Origin of the sequence: Bradyrhizobium sp. AZCC 1721 (assembly GCF_036924715.1) — a bacterium.
In the GTDB taxonomy this organism is placed as follows: Bacteria; Pseudomonadota; Alphaproteobacteria; order Rhizobiales; family Xanthobacteraceae; genus Bradyrhizobium.
Genome location: NZ_JAZHSB010000001.1, coordinates 3,928,106 through 3,943,414, shown reverse-complemented (window position 1 = coordinate 3,943,414; position 15,309 = coordinate 3,928,106). Strand labels below are relative to the sequence as shown.

The window sequence follows — 15,309 nt, the reverse complement described above, 5'->3', positions numbered from 1 at the left end:
GGGCGGAGCCAACGGGGCCGGCCTGTCGGCCGGCCCGATGATAAGCTCCGCGAAATCACCATTGTGCATCGCGCGGCAACTTCGATGGGTATCGCTTCCGCCTATGCTCGTTGGGCTTGGGCGGACAAGTCGCTCCACCCATCCCACAGCAACTGCAAACTTTGTCGCAGGTTGGATCATCCAAGCCGGTCCGCTGTTGTGCTATATATTGACCGAACAAGGGAAAGCAGGGAGGTCGCCATGCCTCATACCCTGGTGCCTAGTGATCGCGTCGAGCGCGTGAGCGTGTATGGGCGCGACGGCACAAAGCTCGGCTCGATCGAGCGGCTGATGCTCGACAAGGTGAGCGGAACGGTTGCCTACGCCGTGATCAAGACCGGAGGGCTACTCGGCAGCCACCATCATTGTCCGATCCGGTGGGACGCACTCCGATTTGATCCCGCGCGTCAGGCCTACCAATCCGACGTGACACTGGAGGATCTGCGCGCAGGCCCGTCCGAACTCGACGACGACGCCTTCGACTGGGGCGACCGCTCGCGACCGCATCCGCATTATTGGGGGGTGTAGGGCCGTACGGGGGTAGAGCGTAGCGAAACCCCACCGCTTTACGACGGTGATGGGTTTCGCTGCGCTCTACTAATCCCACGTACTGTCCAAGGCTTATGAAGCGGATCTAAAGAGCTCAGGGTACGCTGAGATGTAAATCGGATAACCGACTACATCATTCACTCTCACTTCGCGGTCCTTCACTAGGTAAGTCTGTTCGTTCGTGATGTATCTTACGTAATAGAGGCTTTCGAGCCTCCGTGCTTCGTGCACCGTAGCGTTGAGTTCAGCGAGTTTTTCAATTGGATGCTTAGTGCTGAACCTCCCGAGACTCTCGTTGGGATCGGTAGCGGTTAGCGGCTGTCCCAGCGCTGCATTTGCGATGAACCGCAAAGCCGAGCAACCAGACCAGACAGTGCTAGTCTTTCCTTCGTCGTAGTGCATGGTTGGTAAGAATAAAAAGCTGCCAGTGAAGTCCCATTCGTGCCTCGGCTTAGGAGCACGCTTTGGGTCAGATACCCATACCGTCAGTACCTCGGCACCAGAGGTCTTGAGTATGGACGATGCCGGAATAGTCACTCTTCGCGCAGTGAATGTTTCCTTCACCCACCAATATTGGGATGAATTCAAAAGCGCGTGCGGCATCCGTCGTGGGCGTGCCGTGCTGATGAGACGGTTGCGCTCCAAATAGCGCTCAAGTCGAGCAATCTTCCTGACCACGCTTGTGTCTCTTCTTGAGTTGGCTTCGAGTTCAAACGTAGCGCTCGCATATGAAAACCCGAACTTAGCTTTGAGATTCTCAATCACCGAATACGAAGTTGAAAGCTGAGCCAGGATTGAGTCGATCTGTTTTTCATCGATCTGGATAAAATTTCGAAGCTCCAGTTTCTTTGCGGCCATGCGTCCTTACTCCGCCGCCTCACTCGCTCCCGCACTCTTCCGCGGCTTGCCCTCCGCCTTCTTCAGCACCGGCGCCAGAAACTTCCCCGTATAGCTTCGCGGCGCCTTGACGATGTCCTCCGGCGGGCCCCAGGCGACGATTTCGCCGCCGCCGTCGCCGCCTTCGGGGCCGAGGTCGATGACCCAGTCGGCGGTCTTGATGACCTCGAGGTTGTGCTCGATCACGACGACCGTGTTGCCCTGGGCGACGAGCTCGTGCAGCACTTCCAGGAGCTTTGCCACGTCGTGGAAGTGCAGTCCCGTCGTCGGCTCGTCCAGGATGTAGAGCGTGCGCCCGGTGGCGCGCTTTGAGAGCTCTTTGGCGAGCTTGACGCGCTGGGCTTCGCCGCCGGAGAGGGTGGTGGCCTGCTGGCCGACATGGATGTAGTCGAGGCCGACGCGGTGCAGCGTCTTGAACGTTTCGCGCACACGCGGCACCGCCTTGAAGAATTCGGCGGCTTCTTCCACCGTCATGTCGAGCACGTCCGAGATCGACTTGCCCTTGAACAGGACCTCGAGCGTCTCGCGGTTGTAGCGCTTGCCCTTGCAGGTGTCGCAGGTGACGTAGACGTCGGGCAAAAAGTGCATCTCGATCTTGATGACGCCGTCGCCCTGGCAGGCCTCGCAGCGGCCGCCCTTGACGTTGAAGGAGAAGCGGCCGGGCTCATAGCCGCGCGCCTTGGCTTCGGGCAGGCCGGCAAACCATTCGCGGATCGGGGTGAAGGCGCCGGTATAGGTTGCAGGGTTGGAGCGCGGGGTGCGGCCGATCGGCGACTGATCGATATCGATGATCTTGTCGATATGCTCCAGCCCCTCGATGCGGTCGTGGGGGGCGGCGCCTTCGCTGGCGTTGTTGAGTTTGCGCGCGATGGCACGGTAGAGCGTGTCGATCAGCAGCGTGGACTTGCCGCCGCCGGAAACGCCGGTAACGCAGGTGAATAGCCCCAACGGAATTTCCGCCGAGACGTTTTTCAGATTGTTGCCGCGGGCGTTGACGACCTTGATGGTGCGGCGATGGTTCGGCGGCCGGCGCTCGGGGATCGGCACCGACAACTCGCCGGTGAGGTATTTGCCGGTCAGCGATTTCGGATTCCGCATGATGTCGGCGGGCGTGCCTTGCGCCACGATGTGGCCGCCATGCATGCCGGCGCCGGGACCGATGTCGAGCACGTAGTCCGCTAGACGTATCGCGTCCTCGTCGTGCTCGACCACGATCACGGTATTGCCGAGGTCGCGCAGCCGCTTCAGCGTCTCCAGTAGGCGCGCATTGTCGCGCTGGTGCAGGCCGATCGAGGGCTCGTCCAGGACGTAGAGCACGCCGGTCAGCCCGGAGCCGATCTGCGAAGCGAGGCGGATGCGCTGGCTTTCGCCGCCGGAGAGCGTGCCGGAAGAGCGGGAGAGCGTGAGGTAGTTCAGGCCGACGTCGAGCAGGAAGGACAGCCGCTCGCGGATCTCCTTCAAGACGCGCGCGGCGATCTCGTTTTGCTGGTCGTTGAGCGCCTTCGGCACGCTTTCGAACCATTCGCCGGCGCGCTTCACCGACAGTTCGGAGATCTCGCCGATATGCTTGCCGCCGATCTTGACGCAGAGCGCCTCGGGCTTGAGCCGATGGCCCTTGCAGGCCTCGCAGGGGATGTCGGAGAAATACTTTGCCAGTTCCTCGCGCGCCCATTCGCTCTCGGTCTCGCGGTAGCGGCGCTCGAGGTTGGTGATGACGCCCTCGAACGGCTTTTTGGTATCGTAGGAGCGGACGCCATCCTCGTAGGAGAACTTTATCTCGTCGTCGCCGGAGCCATGCAGCAGCGCTGCTTGCGTCTTCTTCGGCAGGTCCTTCCACTTGGTGTCGAGCGTGAACTTGTAGAACTTGCCGAGCGCGGTCAGCGTCTGGATGTAGTAGGGCGAGGACGACTTTGCCCAGGGCGCAATCGCACCCTTGCGTAAGGTCAATTCCTTGTCGGGAATGACGAGGTCCTCGTCGATATGCTGCTCGATGCCGAGGCCGCCGCAGGCAGGGCAGGCGCCATAGGGATTGTTGAACGAGAACAACCGCGGCTCGATTTCGGGAATCGTGAATCCGGAGACCGGGCAGGCGAATTTCTCCGAGAACAGAATCCGCTCCGGCCCGCTCTTGTCGTGGATCTTGGCGGTCTTCTTCTTGTCCTCGGCCGCAGGCGCGCCCGCCGGCGCATCGGCATATTCGATCACGGCGAGCCCCTCGGCGAGCTTCAGTGCCGTCTCAAAGCTTTCGGCGAGCCGCTGGCCGAGATCGGGACGGACCACGATGCGATCGACCACGACGTCGATGTCGTGCGGGAATTTCTTGTCGAGCGCCGGCGCCTCGGACAACTCATAGAAAGTGCCGTCGATCTTGACGCGCTGAAAACCCTTCTTGAGCCATTCGGCTAGCTCTTTCTTGTACTCGCCCTTGCGGCCGCGCACGACCGGCGCCAGCAGATAGAGCCGAGTGCCTTCGGGCAGTGCCAGCACGCGATCGACCATCTGCGAGACGACCTGGCTTTCGATCGGCAATCCCGTGGCCGGCGAGTAGGGCACGCCGACGCGCGCCCATAGCAAGCGCATGTAGTCGTAGATCTCGGTGACGGTGCCGACGGTGGAGCGCGGGTTCTTCGACGTGGTCTTCTGCTCGATCGAGATCGCAGGAGACAGCCCGTCGATCTGGTCGACGTCCGGCTTCTGCATCATCTCCAGGAACTGGCGCGCGTAAGCCGAGAGCGATTCGACGTAGCGGCGCTGGCCCTCGGCATAGATGGTATCGAAGGCGAGCGAGGATTTGCCGGAGCCGGAGAGGCCGGTGAACACCACGAGCTTGTCGCGGGGAATCTCGAGATCGACATTCTTGAGATTGTGCTCGCGTGCGCCGCGTATGGTGATCGCACGCGATGCGGAGCCGGCGTTCTGTTGGCGCTTCGCCCTTAGCACTTCATCCATATCGGCATTTCCAGGCGCGAGGCACGCGCCACGTTGGGCGCGCATTGCCGGCGAGGGACCGGGATCAGGCGCCGTTGATTGAAAGTCGGAACATAGGAAGAACGGCGGGGAATTTCCAGTACCGCGCGCGAATCATCAACGGATTGTTTGTGCTGTCATATTTTTGGCAGCAGCAGGCAGCAGATCTCATCGAAGATACTCAAAAACAAAAATGCCTCCGTTCCGGGTTGCCGGAACGGAGGCGCTGTCACTTCAGCAGGAAGCCTTAGAAGTGGTAGTTCACGCCGACCTGAACGCTGTTGAGATCGAGCGTTCCGCTCGCAAGAGGAGCGACGCCTGCGAAGTAGGTCTCGCCTTGGAAGCTGCGATAAAGGTACTCGGCCTTGACCGACCATTTCGGTGCGAACATGACCTCGACGCCAGCACCGAGCGTCCAGCCAGAGTGAATTTTGCTATCCGATGCGCTCAAGCCGCCCAGCGACGCCGTTACACGGTTGTCGGCCCAGGCGTAGCCGCCGGTACCGTAGATGAGGACCTGGTCGAAGGCGTAGCCGATGCGGCCACGAACGGTGCCCATGTCGCGAATCCGGGTCTCGAATGCGGCAAGCGCCGGGTTGCCCACAGTGAAGCCAACATCCGCCCAGGCGGCATCGGCCTCGACGCCGAGGACAAGGTTGCCGGTCTGCCAGTTGTAGCCGAGCGTACCGCCGGCGAAGCCGCCCTTCACCTTGCCCAGGCCCAGGGTCGAATCGGTTTGTTGTGCGTAGCCGCCCATCGCACCGATGTAGAAGCCGGTCCAGTTATTGATCGCAATCGCTGCGGCCGGCGCCTTGGTGTAGGGCCTGGCAGCGAGATCGGCGGCCATCGCAGGCGCCATCCCAAGCGCGATCAGGCCAGTGGTGGTCAGCAGAATCTTCTTCATTTTCTTTTTCCTTTCGCGGCTCTCCAACGCAACTTTCCTCAGCCGTCAATTTGAGGTTGCTTGGCGATATAGCGCGAAGTTCCCGAAAAATGCTGTCGCGGAAATACCACATCAGCGGCAAAAGCATGGAAATACAACCGTTCCGGGTGTCGGGTGTGCCGGTCTACAACCAAACAAAAAGGCCGGCGCAAGGCCGGCCTTTTCAGTGCTGGTTATCACCGCAAACAAAAAGGCCGGCGTGAAGCCGGCCTTTCCGTAGTACCGCGCTGGCTTTGCGATCAGTACCTCGCGATGACTGGGCCACCCCAGCGGTAGTTGACGCGGACCGTGACGAGATCGACGTCCTGGCTGATGTTACTAGTCCTCGAAAACGAGCCGGCCGGAACACCAACAAAGTTGCCGGATGCAGCAAAGTCGACGTCGCGGTCACCCATGAACAGGTGGTTGTACTCGACGCCAACCGACCAGTTCGGGGCGAAGCCGACTTCGAGACCGGCACCAACGACGCCGCCCCAACGCGTTTCCTTGGCGCTGTCGATCAGCAGCCCGGTCGCGACATCGAACCCCTTGTACTTGTCGCTGGTCACCGCAGCACCGCCCTTTACGTAGAGCAGGACGTTGTTCCAGGCATAGCCAACCTGACCGGTGATCAGCCCGAACGCGTTGATCCTCGACTCATTCTCGACGAGAGGGACAAAGGCCAGACTTGTGTTGGAACCCGTGAAGTCAGCCCAGTTGCCTTGCCCTTCCACGCCGAACACCCAGGTGCCGGCCTGCCAGCGGTAGCCGAGTTGACCACCGGCCGTGCCGCCAGTCGCATCGTGGCAGCCTTCGGCCACGGGCGGAATGAACGGACCCCCAGCGTCGGCGGTGAGGTCCCAACATTTGCGGCCCGAACCCCAACCACCGTTGGCACCGATATAGAAGCCGGTCCAATCATACACGGCAGCGACCGGAGCAGGCGGCGCCTTGGTGTAAGGGCGCGCAGCGAGGTCGGCCGCCGCCGCAGGTGCAGCGAACGCAATGAGAGCAACCGAAGCTAACAGATACTTCTTCATGATCTATCCCCAGTTTTGTCCGCTTCCCGCTAGGCCTGAAGCGTTGTTGTGACGCGAGCGCCCGCGCCACTGAAGCATTCTATAGCGCGACTCGACCGGAAATGGCGTGTCCTGGATGCAACAGGCGCCAACCAAGTTTATGGAACGAAGCTTATGATTTATCTGGTATAATTGGAACCGAGACGGGAACTTTCGGGTTCCATTTCGCTTCTTTCGGTTCTCCCGTGGGTTTCCGGGGTTCGCTTGGAGATTGCAAAGCCGCCAGCAGGCGCATATAGGGCGTTATCCGGAACAAAGCTGGAACGCGCACGTAGGCGATGCTATATGTGGATAACCGGCGACTTGCCGAGGGATCGCCAAGTCAGCGGGGTCTGTCAGTGTATAGGTCCGGATGTCCGGGAGCGGACGCGGAAACGGACAAGCGACAGGTCAAGAATTGAAGACGGCCGGCACGGAAGCGGCCGAACCAGTGATTTTTGCCGGCGATATCGAGTGGAGAGCGGCGATGGCGGGAAGCGTGAACAAGGTGATTCTGGTCGGAAACCTCGGCAAGGATCCTGAAATCCGGCGGACACAGGACGGGCGACCGATCGCCAATCTGAGCATCGCGACATCGGAGACCTGGCGCGACAAAGGCACCGGCGAGCGCAAGGAAAAGACCGAGTGGCACCGCGTGGTGATCTTCAACGAGGGGCTCTGCAAGGTCGCCGAACAGTATCTGAAGAAGGGCGCCAAGGTTTACATCGAGGGTCAGTTGCAGACGCGCAAATGGACCGACCAGAGCGGGGTCGACAAATACTCGACCGAGGTCGTGCTGCAGGGCTTTAACTCGAACCTGACCATGCTCGACGGCCGCAGCGGCGGCGGGGGCGGCAGCTTCGGGTCCGATGATTCCGGTGATTTCGGCTCGAGCGGTCCGGCTAGCTCGGCGCCGCGGCGGGCGGTCGCAGCGGGCAGCCGCAACAGCGATATGGACGACGACATCCCGTTCTAGAGCCGAGCCTTCGGCCGGCGCATCGGCTAGCAAGAAATTCGCTTGCGAGAGGGGGCGTTCACGCCTGCCATTACAGCTAATGTGCCGCCGCGGGAATCCGCTGCATTCGGCTGAAAACCTATCTACGGGCGCGTTGCGCCGAGTGTGCGGTCGGCTCGCTCAGCCGTCATGCTATTAATATTCGCATGAGGTATTTCACTTAGACTGCTCCAGCCTTGAACGCCAACCGGATCTGGAGCGCCCACCATGAGCCTCGCACCGCTGCTAGAGGCGCCCGGGACGATCCCGTTGCATGCCTTCGCAGCCATGGCGGCGTTTGCGCTTGGCATCGTGCAATTCGCAGCACCGAAGGGAACCCTGCCGCACCGGACCATCGGCTGGATCTGGGTCGTGCTGATGGCGGCGGTCGCGATCAGTTCGCTCTGGATCCATGAGATTCGGATGTTCGGGCTGTTCAGCCCGATCCATCTGCTGTCGATCTTTGTGCCGATCATGCTGACGCTCGCGGTCCTGCATGCCCGCCGGCACAATGTCGGCGGTCACCGCAAAGCGATGGTGTCGATCTTCTTTGGAGCGCTCGTCGTCGCCGGCTTGTTCACCTTCCTGCCGGGACGGATCATGCATGCGGTGGTTTTCGGCCACTAGGCCTGTCGTGGGAACATCGTTTTTGACACTGTCTTCCGGCCCTGAAACGGTGGTTCCGGCAGGGCTCGGGAGAGCTGTCTCCGATCCTCGTAAGTCCATGAAAAAACGAGCGGAAAAACAGCTTCCTCCTGACGGCTTCGGGGTGGTTATCAGACCCTCGATGCGCTATATGATTCTTAGCTGAGAACTGACTGGATTCCCCTTTGTCCGACAACGAAGACGACAAGCCCGGCGAGCCGCCGGAGCACTCCGACATTCGCCCCGTTTCCATCCTCGACGAGATGAAACGCTCCTACCTCGATTACGCCATGAGCGTGATCGTGGCGCGGGCGCTGCCGGACGCGCGCGACGGGCTGAAGCCCGTGCATCGGCGCATCCTGTATTCGATGTACGAGCAGGGGCACACGCCGGACAAGAAGTACGTCAAATCCGCGCGCGTCGTCGGTGACGTGATCGGTAAATATCATCCGCACGGCGACCAGTCGATTTACGACGCGATGGTACGGATGGCGCAGGATTTCTCCATGCGCGTGCCGTTGATCGACGGCCAGGGCAATTTCGGCTCGGTCGACGGCGATCCGCCCGCGGCCTATCGATATACCGAAGCCCGTCTGACCCGGTCCGCACTGGAAGTTCTTGGCGATATCGACAAGGACACTGTCGATTTCCAGCCGAACTACGACAATTCCGAGAAGGAGCCGTCGGTTCTGCCGGCGAGGTTCCCGAACCTGCTGGTCAACGGTGCCGGCGGCATCGCCGTCGGCATGGCAACCAACATCCCGCCGCACAATCTGGGCGAAGTCGTCGACGCCTGCGTGGCGTTGATCGACAATCCTGCGCTCGGCATCGACGATCTCATCAACATCATTCCGGGGCCGGATTTCCCGACCGGCGGCATCATCCTCGGCCGCCAGGGCATCCGCTCGGCCTACCACCTCGGCCGCGGGTCGATCGTGATGCGCGGCAAGGTCACGATCGACACCATCCGCAAGGATCGCGAAGCGATCATCATCACTGAAATTCCCTATCAGATAAACAAGGCCACCATGGTCGAGCGCATCGCCGAACTGGTGCGCGAAAAGAAGATCGAAGGTGTCGCCGACCTGCGCGATGAATCCGACCGCGACGGCTTCCGTGTCGTCGTCGAGTTGAAGCGCGAGGCGATGGCCGATGTCGTTCTGAATCAGCTCTATCGCTTCACGCCGCTGCAATCGAACTTCCCGGCCAATATGCTGGCGCTGGATAACGGCCGCCCGCAGACGATGAACCTAAGGGATCTGCTGACGCTGTTCATCGCGTTCCGCGAGCAGGTAGTCACCCGTCGCACCAAGTTCCTGCTCAACAAGGCGCGCGACCGCGCCCATATCCTGGTCGGTCTTGCGATTGCGGTTGCGAATATCGACGAGATCATTCGCGTCATCAGAACTTCGCCCGATCCGAACACGGCGCGGGATACGTTGATGTCGCGCGACTGGCCGGCCAAGGACGTCGAAGCGATGATCACGCTGATCGACGACCCCCGTCACCGGATGGCGCCGGACGGCACTGCGCGGCTGTCGCTGGAGCAGGCCCGGGCCATTCTCGACCTGCGCCTGCAGCGCCTGACCGCGCTCGGCCGCGAGGAGATTTCCGAAGAGCTCGACAAGCTCGCGGTGGAAATCGCCGATTACCTGGAAATCTTGCGCTCGCGCGCGCGCGTGCAGGCGATCATCAAGGACGAACTTGCCGCGGTGAAAGACGAATTCGCCACCCCGCGGAAAACCGTGATCGTCGAGCAGGAAGGCGAGGTCGAGGACGAGGACCTGATCCAGCGCGAGGATATGGTGGTCACGGTCTCGCACGCCGGCTACGTCAAGCGCGTGCCGCTCTCGACCTATCGGGCGCAGCGGCGCGGCGGCAAAGGCCGCGCGGGCATGCAGACCCGCGACGAGGATTTCGTCAGCCGGCTGTTCGTGGCCTCGACCCACACGCCGGTGCTGTTCTTCTCCTCGCGCGGCCAGGTCTACAAGGAAAAGGTCTGGCGGCTGCCGGTGGCGGCGCCGAACGCCCGCGGCAAAGCGATGATCAACATCCTGCCGCTGGAGCAGGGCGAGCGCATTACCACCATCATGCCGCTGCCGGAGGATGAATCCTCCTGGGGCAATCTCGACGTGATGTTCGCTACCACCGGGGGCACGGTCCGCCGCAACAAGCTGTCCGACTTCGTCGACGTCCGCCGCTCCGGCATCATCGCCATGAAGCTCGGGGAGGGTGAATCGATCGTCGACGTGCAGATCTGCACCGAGCGCGACGACGTGCTGCTGACGGCGGCCGGCGGGCAGTGCATCCGCTTCCCCGTCACCGATGTGCGCGTCTTCACGGGGCGCACCTCGATGGGCGTGCGCGGCATTGCGCTGGCGGGAGGCGACAAATTGATCTCGCTGGCGATCCTGCGCCATGTCGAGACCACCTCGGACGAACGGTCGGCCTACCTGAAGATGCGCCGCGCGGTCGCCGGCGAAACCGCGGTTGAAGAGCCTGTTGATGCCGAGGGCGAGGAGACTTCGGGTTCGCTGCAGCTCTCGCAGGAGCGCTACGCCGAAATGTCGGCGCAGGAGCAGGTGGTGCTGACGGTCTCCGTCAACGGCTACGGCAAGCGCACCTCGTCCTACGAGTACCGCACCACCGGCCGCGGCGGCAAAGGCATCGTCGCGATGAGCGTCAACAACCGCAACGGCAAGCTGGTGGCGTCGTTCCCGGTGGAGCATAGCGATCAGATCATGCTGGTCACCGACAAGGGCCAGCTCATCCGCTGTCCGGTCGAGGACATCCGCATCGCCGGCCGCTCGACCCAAGGCGTCATCGTGTTCGATACGGCGGAGGACGAGCACGTGGTGTCGGTCGAGCATATCTCGGAAGACGAGAACGGCGTGAACGGGAACGGCGGTTAGCGCCGTCCACCGTCATTCCGGGGCATCGCGAATGTGATGAGCCCGGAATCCATCCCGCCATTTGCGTTTGCAGCGCGATGGGTTCCGGGCCTGCGTGCTGCGCACGCGGTAAACCAGCCCTTAACTATAGATTGCTACACATTTGCTGTGTCCGGGTGGTGACCGTCCGGCCAAACGGGAGCGGATATCATGCCCGTCGAGATGCTGACGTATGCCGATCTGGGCGAACGGCTCAAGATTTCCCCAGAGGCCGCCCGCGCTCTGGTGAAACGACACCGATGGCCGCGCTCCCGCTCCAACGACGGCAAGACGCTTGTCCAGGTCGATCTCACCGAATTCAGTCATTCGCCAATACCCCGTCAGCCGCAAACGCAGGCCGGTCACCAGGTGGTCACCGCCCTAAAGCAACGAATTGAGGCCTTGCAGACTGAGCTGGCAGAGATGAAGGTGATTGCCAGCGGCCACCGGGCCGACTTTGAGAGAGAGTGCGAACGCACGAACAAGCTGTTGGCCGAACTGCTCAAAGTGAGCACGGAAAGCGTGGGCGCCCGGGAAAGGGCAGCTCTGCTCGAAGGCAAGCTATCGATGCTAACGCAACCCTGGCGACGCCGGCTGGTCGATGCCTTCACTCTTGCTTTGCCACAAGTCGCCTCCAACCCTCGCGAGAGCGCCGGCCCCGTAGCCCAGTCACAGAATTGAACCGGCCTGCCAACGTGTCGGTGCTTTGCCGCGATTGGCACAAACTTCAGATCACGCCGGACTCTCCGGAGCATTGCCGATCTAGGTTCAACCTCGGCGCAGATTGACGCACAGGAGCGTCACTGGAGCGCATCAAGCAGCGCCTTGGCCTCCCGCAGATCAGGGGTATCGAACCCTTCCGTGAACCAGCCATAGGTCGGCGCGAGGAGATCACTGGCCTGCTGCTGCTTGCCCTGATCACGCCAGAGCCGGGCCAAGCTCGTGGTGCCGCGCAACTCCAGCGTCTTCGCGCTCTGGCGACCGGCCACGTCAAGCGCTCGCCGAAAGTACGCTTCCGCTTCGGTCCTGTCGCCGCCTGGCCTCGCCACCGTCAGCTCCCCAATCAAGCGATAAATTTCCGCCTCCCATCGCCGCTCGCCTGTCTCCTCGACAGCGGCCGCAGCTTCGGCTAGCGCATTCAATCCTTGCTCGATTTCTCCGGCGCGCGCCGAAGCTTCAGCCAGCAGCGCGAGATAAAAGGGCCGACGGATGCGCACGCCCGTGGGCTCGACGGCGACGAGACCGCCGCGAACCTCCGCGATCCCTTCCACAGCCTGTCCGCGTTCCGCGATCGCCCAGCCCCGCAAGATGCTTCCCGCCGCCGCCAGGTGCGGTGCGATGCCATGCTCGGCGCATACCGCGATCGCGGCTTCCGCTTGCTCCCGGGTCGGCTCCGCTTCCCGCCGATGCTGGTAGATCATCGCCGCGTACACAAGCGCGAGAACAAGGCTAAAAGGATGCGACAGCTCCCGAGCCATGCTCACAGCTTCGCGCGCAGCGGCAAGCGCCTGCTCGGGGAAGCCAAGCGGCCACAGCGCGGCTGCCGCGGTGTATCGGTTGCAGACAGCCGCGTCGTGGCTGCCATAGAGGAATTTATGGGCACGGTACGCGTCCGGCCGATAGAGCGCCAATCCCGCCTCGAGATGCGCCCTGCACGCGGTCAGATCCGGGAGATTGAGAAGAGTTGTCCATGCGGCATGATGCGCCTGCAGGAGGAGCGCCGGATCGGCGCTGCGCCGAGCGAGTGCGAACAGCTCGTCCAGCAGATCGCGAGCGGTTTTGAACTCGCAGCGTTGCTGGTAAACGAGCCACAACCCCCAGCTCACGGTAAAGAGCTGCGCCACATCGCCGGCTTGCCGGCATAGGTCACGCGCACGCAAGTAGGCTTGCTCCACCTCCGGTGCCGACCAGCTCTTGGTGCTGATCAGCACCGGCGCAAGCACGAGCTGCAGGTCGAGTTCGCGGCGGGCGCGTTCCGCTGGCTCGGCGATCCGATCGACGAGCATGAGCCCCTTGCGGAGATGGGCGATCGCCTCCGCGTGCGCCGAGCGCTCGGCCGCACGCTGGCCAGCCTTGCGCCAGTAGGCCACAGCGTGTTCCGTGAGGTCAGCCTCGGTGAAGTGGTGCGCCAGCACCTCTGGCTGGGTAGCCGCAATGTCCGCGAACTTCTCCTCGAGCGCCCGGGCGATGCGCGCGTGCAGCGCTTGCCGCTTGCCGCGCAGCAACGTGCCGTAGGCAGTGTCCCGAACGAGGGAGTGCTTGAAGCTGTAAGCCGATGAGCCACGACGGAAAATCAGTTGTGATGCAGCGAGCTGTTCGAGGGCCGATTGCAAGGGCGCCTCCGGCAGCGGCGACACGGTCCGTATCAGATCGTCGGTGAACTCCCGGCCAATGGCCGCACCGCTCTGGGCGATTTCTTTGGCTTCCGGACTGAGACGGTCGAGACGGGCCAGGAGCGAGGCGTGCAGGGTAGCCGGGACGGCGAGTGCACCCGGCGAGGTTCGCGAAAGCACGGCCCTGCCATCCCCTTCGGCTCCCGCTTCTAGCACAGCCTTGGTCAGTTCCTCCACGAACAGCGGCACGCCGTCCGTGCGGTCGACGATCTCATGAACAATCGCAGGGGGAAGCGCCTTGTCGCCGACCACCCGCTCCACGAGGGCGGCGGTGTCACGCCTGTTCAGGCGGCCGAGCGCCAGCATCGTGACGTGCGGCTGGCCGATCCACGGTGGCGGGAACTCCGGTCGGAAGGTGAGGAGTAGCAGAATCGGCAGGTGCTGCACGCGGTCGACCATCACCTGCAGGAGCTCGAGCGAGGTCGGGTCGATCCAGTGCACATCTTCGAAGACCCACAGCACGGGGTTGCGCCGAGACAGGTCCTCCATTTGCCGGACCAGCGCCTGAAGCGTGCGCTCCTTCTTCGCTGGCGGACTGAGCGACACCGGGCAATAGCGGTCGGAGGGCAACGACAGCAGTTCCGCCAACAGCGGCACGTCCTCGGTGGCGGTCGCTGCGCCCGCCAACAGCGCCTCGAGTTTGTCCAACTTGACCATCGGCGGATCGTCCCGGGTAAACCGGGCCGCCCGCTCCAGTTGCTTGATGACGGGGTACAGCGCGCTGCCCTGGTAGTGCGGCGAGCAGAAGCAGCGCAAGCGCGAGTACGGTTCGGCTTGAAGCTTCTCCTGGAGGGCCGCCACGAGTCGCGATTTCCCGACCCCGGGCTCCGCTGAGAGCAGCACCACCTGCCCCTCCCCAGAGGTCGCGCGCTGCCACCGGCGCAGCAGCAGTTCGAGCTCTTCCTCGCGGCCGACCAGTGGCGTCAGGCCGGCCGAATGGAAGGCTTCAAACCGGCTCTCGACGGCGCTCGACCGGAGCACCTGATAGGCTTGGACCGGCTGCGGAAAGCCCTTCATCGCGACCGTTCCGAGATCGCGGTACTCGAAAAGATCGCCCAGGAGGTGACGCGTCATGGGGCCGACGACAATGGTGTTCGGCTCGCCAAGAGCTTGCAGGCGCGCCGCGAGGTTGGGCGTCTCGCCTACCACGGCGCGTTCCTGTGCTGCGCCCGAGCCAATGAGGTCGCCGACCACGACAAGCCCTGTGCCAATGCCGATCCGGACCCGAAGACTCTCGGACGTTTCCAGTTGGTCGACGGCGTCGATGAGGGCCAAACCGGCGCGCACCGCTCGCTCGGCATCGTCCTCGTGCGCCTGTGGGTAGCCGAAATAAAGCAGTACGCCGTCGCCCATGTACTTGGCGACGAAGCCGTCGAAGCGGGCGACCGTCTCAGCGACGCAGCGGTGATAGGCGCCGATCACTTCGCGTAGGTCCTCGGCGTCAAGACCAGCCGATAGCGCGGTAGAACCCACAAGGTCGCAGAACATCACCGTGAGCTGCCGCCGTTCGGCCGAAGAGACGGCACTCAGGCTTGGTGCCGGCGCGGCGCTCGGGCCTGCCAACTCGGAGGGCTGTGGCAGGCATGCGGCCGCTTTCAATAGCTTCTTGCGCTGGCCAAGCGAGAGACCGAGCTTCTCCAGGTCCGCCTCGCTCAGCTCAGGCAGGATCTTGAGATCGACATCGTTCGCTCGCAACGCGGGTGCGAGCTGCACCAGGCCAAGCGGCGCCAGCCAGCGCTCCAGCTCGTCCACGGCTTCCTCCTCGCTTGTGCGAATTCTACCAGATCGAGCGCGCGCTCCAAAGGGATCTCTGCCGCCTGCAGGAGTTCCGAAAGCGGCAGGTTCGGCTCCGATCCGATAGTCGGGTCGTGGCCATTCGCGTCATTTCGCTGCCGTGGTAACGCATCGATGTTTA

The 15,309-nt window shown here is 62.6% G+C and carries 10 protein-coding genes; 5 read left to right on the top strand and 5 right to left on the bottom strand.

Annotation, left to right across the window (positions count from 1 at the left end; genetic code table 11):
• Positions 1–240 precede the first annotated feature (240 nt).
• On the top strand, positions 241–567 hold the full coding sequence (locus tag V1273_RS18855; protein ID WP_334362818.1) for a PRC-barrel domain-containing protein: 327 nt from the start codon (positions 241–243) through the stop codon (positions 565–567).
• A 93-nt stretch (positions 568–660) separates the two neighbouring features.
• On the opposite strand, the gene V1273_RS18850 is transcribed toward V1273_RS18855, so the two are convergent.
• The 4 genes from V1273_RS18850 to V1273_RS18835 form a co-directional block, all read right to left on the bottom strand.
• A complete protein-coding gene (locus V1273_RS18850; protein WP_334362817.1) occupies positions 661–1,446 on the bottom strand; it encodes a hypothetical protein in 786 nt (261 codons plus the stop codon).
• A 6-nt stretch (positions 1,447–1,452) separates the two neighbouring features.
• Positions 1,453–4,434, bottom strand: coding sequence for an excinuclease ABC subunit UvrA (gene uvrA, locus V1273_RS18845; RefSeq protein WP_334362815.1), 2,982 nt, complete (start codon positions 4,432–4,434; stop codon positions 1,453–1,455).
• 265 nt (positions 4,435–4,699) lie between these two features.
• Complete coding sequence (locus V1273_RS18840; RefSeq protein WP_334368910.1) at positions 4,700–5,356, bottom strand: outer membrane protein; 657 nt, start codon at positions 5,354–5,356, stop codon at positions 4,700–4,702.
• 278 nt (positions 5,357–5,634) lie between these two features.
• Positions 5,635–6,414, bottom strand: a complete 780-nt coding sequence (locus V1273_RS18835) for an outer membrane protein (protein WP_334362814.1) — start codon at positions 6,412–6,414, stop codon at positions 5,635–5,637.
• Between the two features lie 505 nt (positions 6,415–6,919).
• Here V1273_RS18835 and V1273_RS18830 point away from each other — a divergent pair.
• From V1273_RS18830 to V1273_RS18815, 4 genes are all read left to right on the top strand, one after another.
• Complete coding sequence (locus tag V1273_RS18830; protein ID WP_057841921.1) at positions 6,920–7,408, top strand: single-stranded DNA-binding protein; 489 nt, start codon at positions 6,920–6,922, stop codon at positions 7,406–7,408.
• A gap of 246 nt (positions 7,409–7,654) precedes the next feature.
• The gene (locus tag V1273_RS18825) at positions 7,655–8,053 is read left to right on the top strand and encodes a DUF2306 domain-containing protein (protein ID WP_334382140.1); all 399 of its coding nucleotides are present in this window, start codon (positions 7,655–7,657) and stop codon (positions 8,051–8,053) included.
• Positions 8,054–8,256: 203 nt separating this feature from the next.
• Entirely contained in the window at positions 8,257–10,983 is a 2,727-nt protein-coding gene (gene gyrA, locus V1273_RS18820) for a DNA gyrase subunit A (RefSeq protein ID WP_334382141.1), read from the top strand.
• 189 nt (positions 10,984–11,172) lie between these two features.
• Positions 11,173–11,682, top strand: coding sequence for a hypothetical protein (locus V1273_RS18815; RefSeq protein WP_334362812.1), 510 nt, complete (start codon positions 11,173–11,175; stop codon positions 11,680–11,682).
• A gap of 119 nt (positions 11,683–11,801) precedes the next feature.
• Here the strand turns inward: V1273_RS18815 and V1273_RS18810 are convergent, their stop codons facing one another.
• The gene (locus V1273_RS18810; protein WP_334410527.1) at positions 11,802–15,146 is read right to left on the bottom strand and encodes an adenylate/guanylate cyclase domain-containing protein; all 3,345 of its coding nucleotides are present in this window, start codon (positions 15,144–15,146) and stop codon (positions 11,802–11,804) included.
• Positions 15,147–15,309: the final 163 nt, after the last annotated feature.

Coding starts and splice junctions, on each gene's coding strand:
- uvrA (WP_334362815.1), bottom strand. CDS start 4,434: ATGGATGAAGTGCTAAGGGCGAAGCGCCAACAGAACGCCGGCTCCGCA.
- V1273_RS18855 (WP_334362818.1), top strand. CDS start 241: ATGCCTCATACCCTGGTGCCTAGTGATCGCGTCGAGCGCGTGAGCGTG.
- V1273_RS18825 (WP_334382140.1), top strand. CDS start 7,655: ATGAGCCTCGCACCGCTGCTAGAGGCGCCCGGGACGATCCCGTTGCAT.
- V1273_RS18815 (WP_334362812.1), top strand. CDS start 11,173: ATGCCCGTCGAGATGCTGACGTATGCCGATCTGGGCGAACGGCTCAAG.
- V1273_RS18830 (WP_057841921.1), top strand. CDS start 6,920: ATGGCGGGAAGCGTGAACAAGGTGATTCTGGTCGGAAACCTCGGCAAG.
- V1273_RS18850 (WP_334362817.1), bottom strand. CDS start 1,446: ATGGCCGCAAAGAAACTGGAGCTTCGAAATTTTATCCAGATCGATGAA.
- V1273_RS18840 (WP_334368910.1), bottom strand. CDS start 5,356: ATGAAGAAGATTCTGCTGACCACCACTGGCCTGATCGCGCTTGGGATG.
- V1273_RS18835 (WP_334362814.1), bottom strand. CDS start 6,414: ATGAAGAAGTATCTGTTAGCTTCGGTTGCTCTCATTGCGTTCGCTGCA.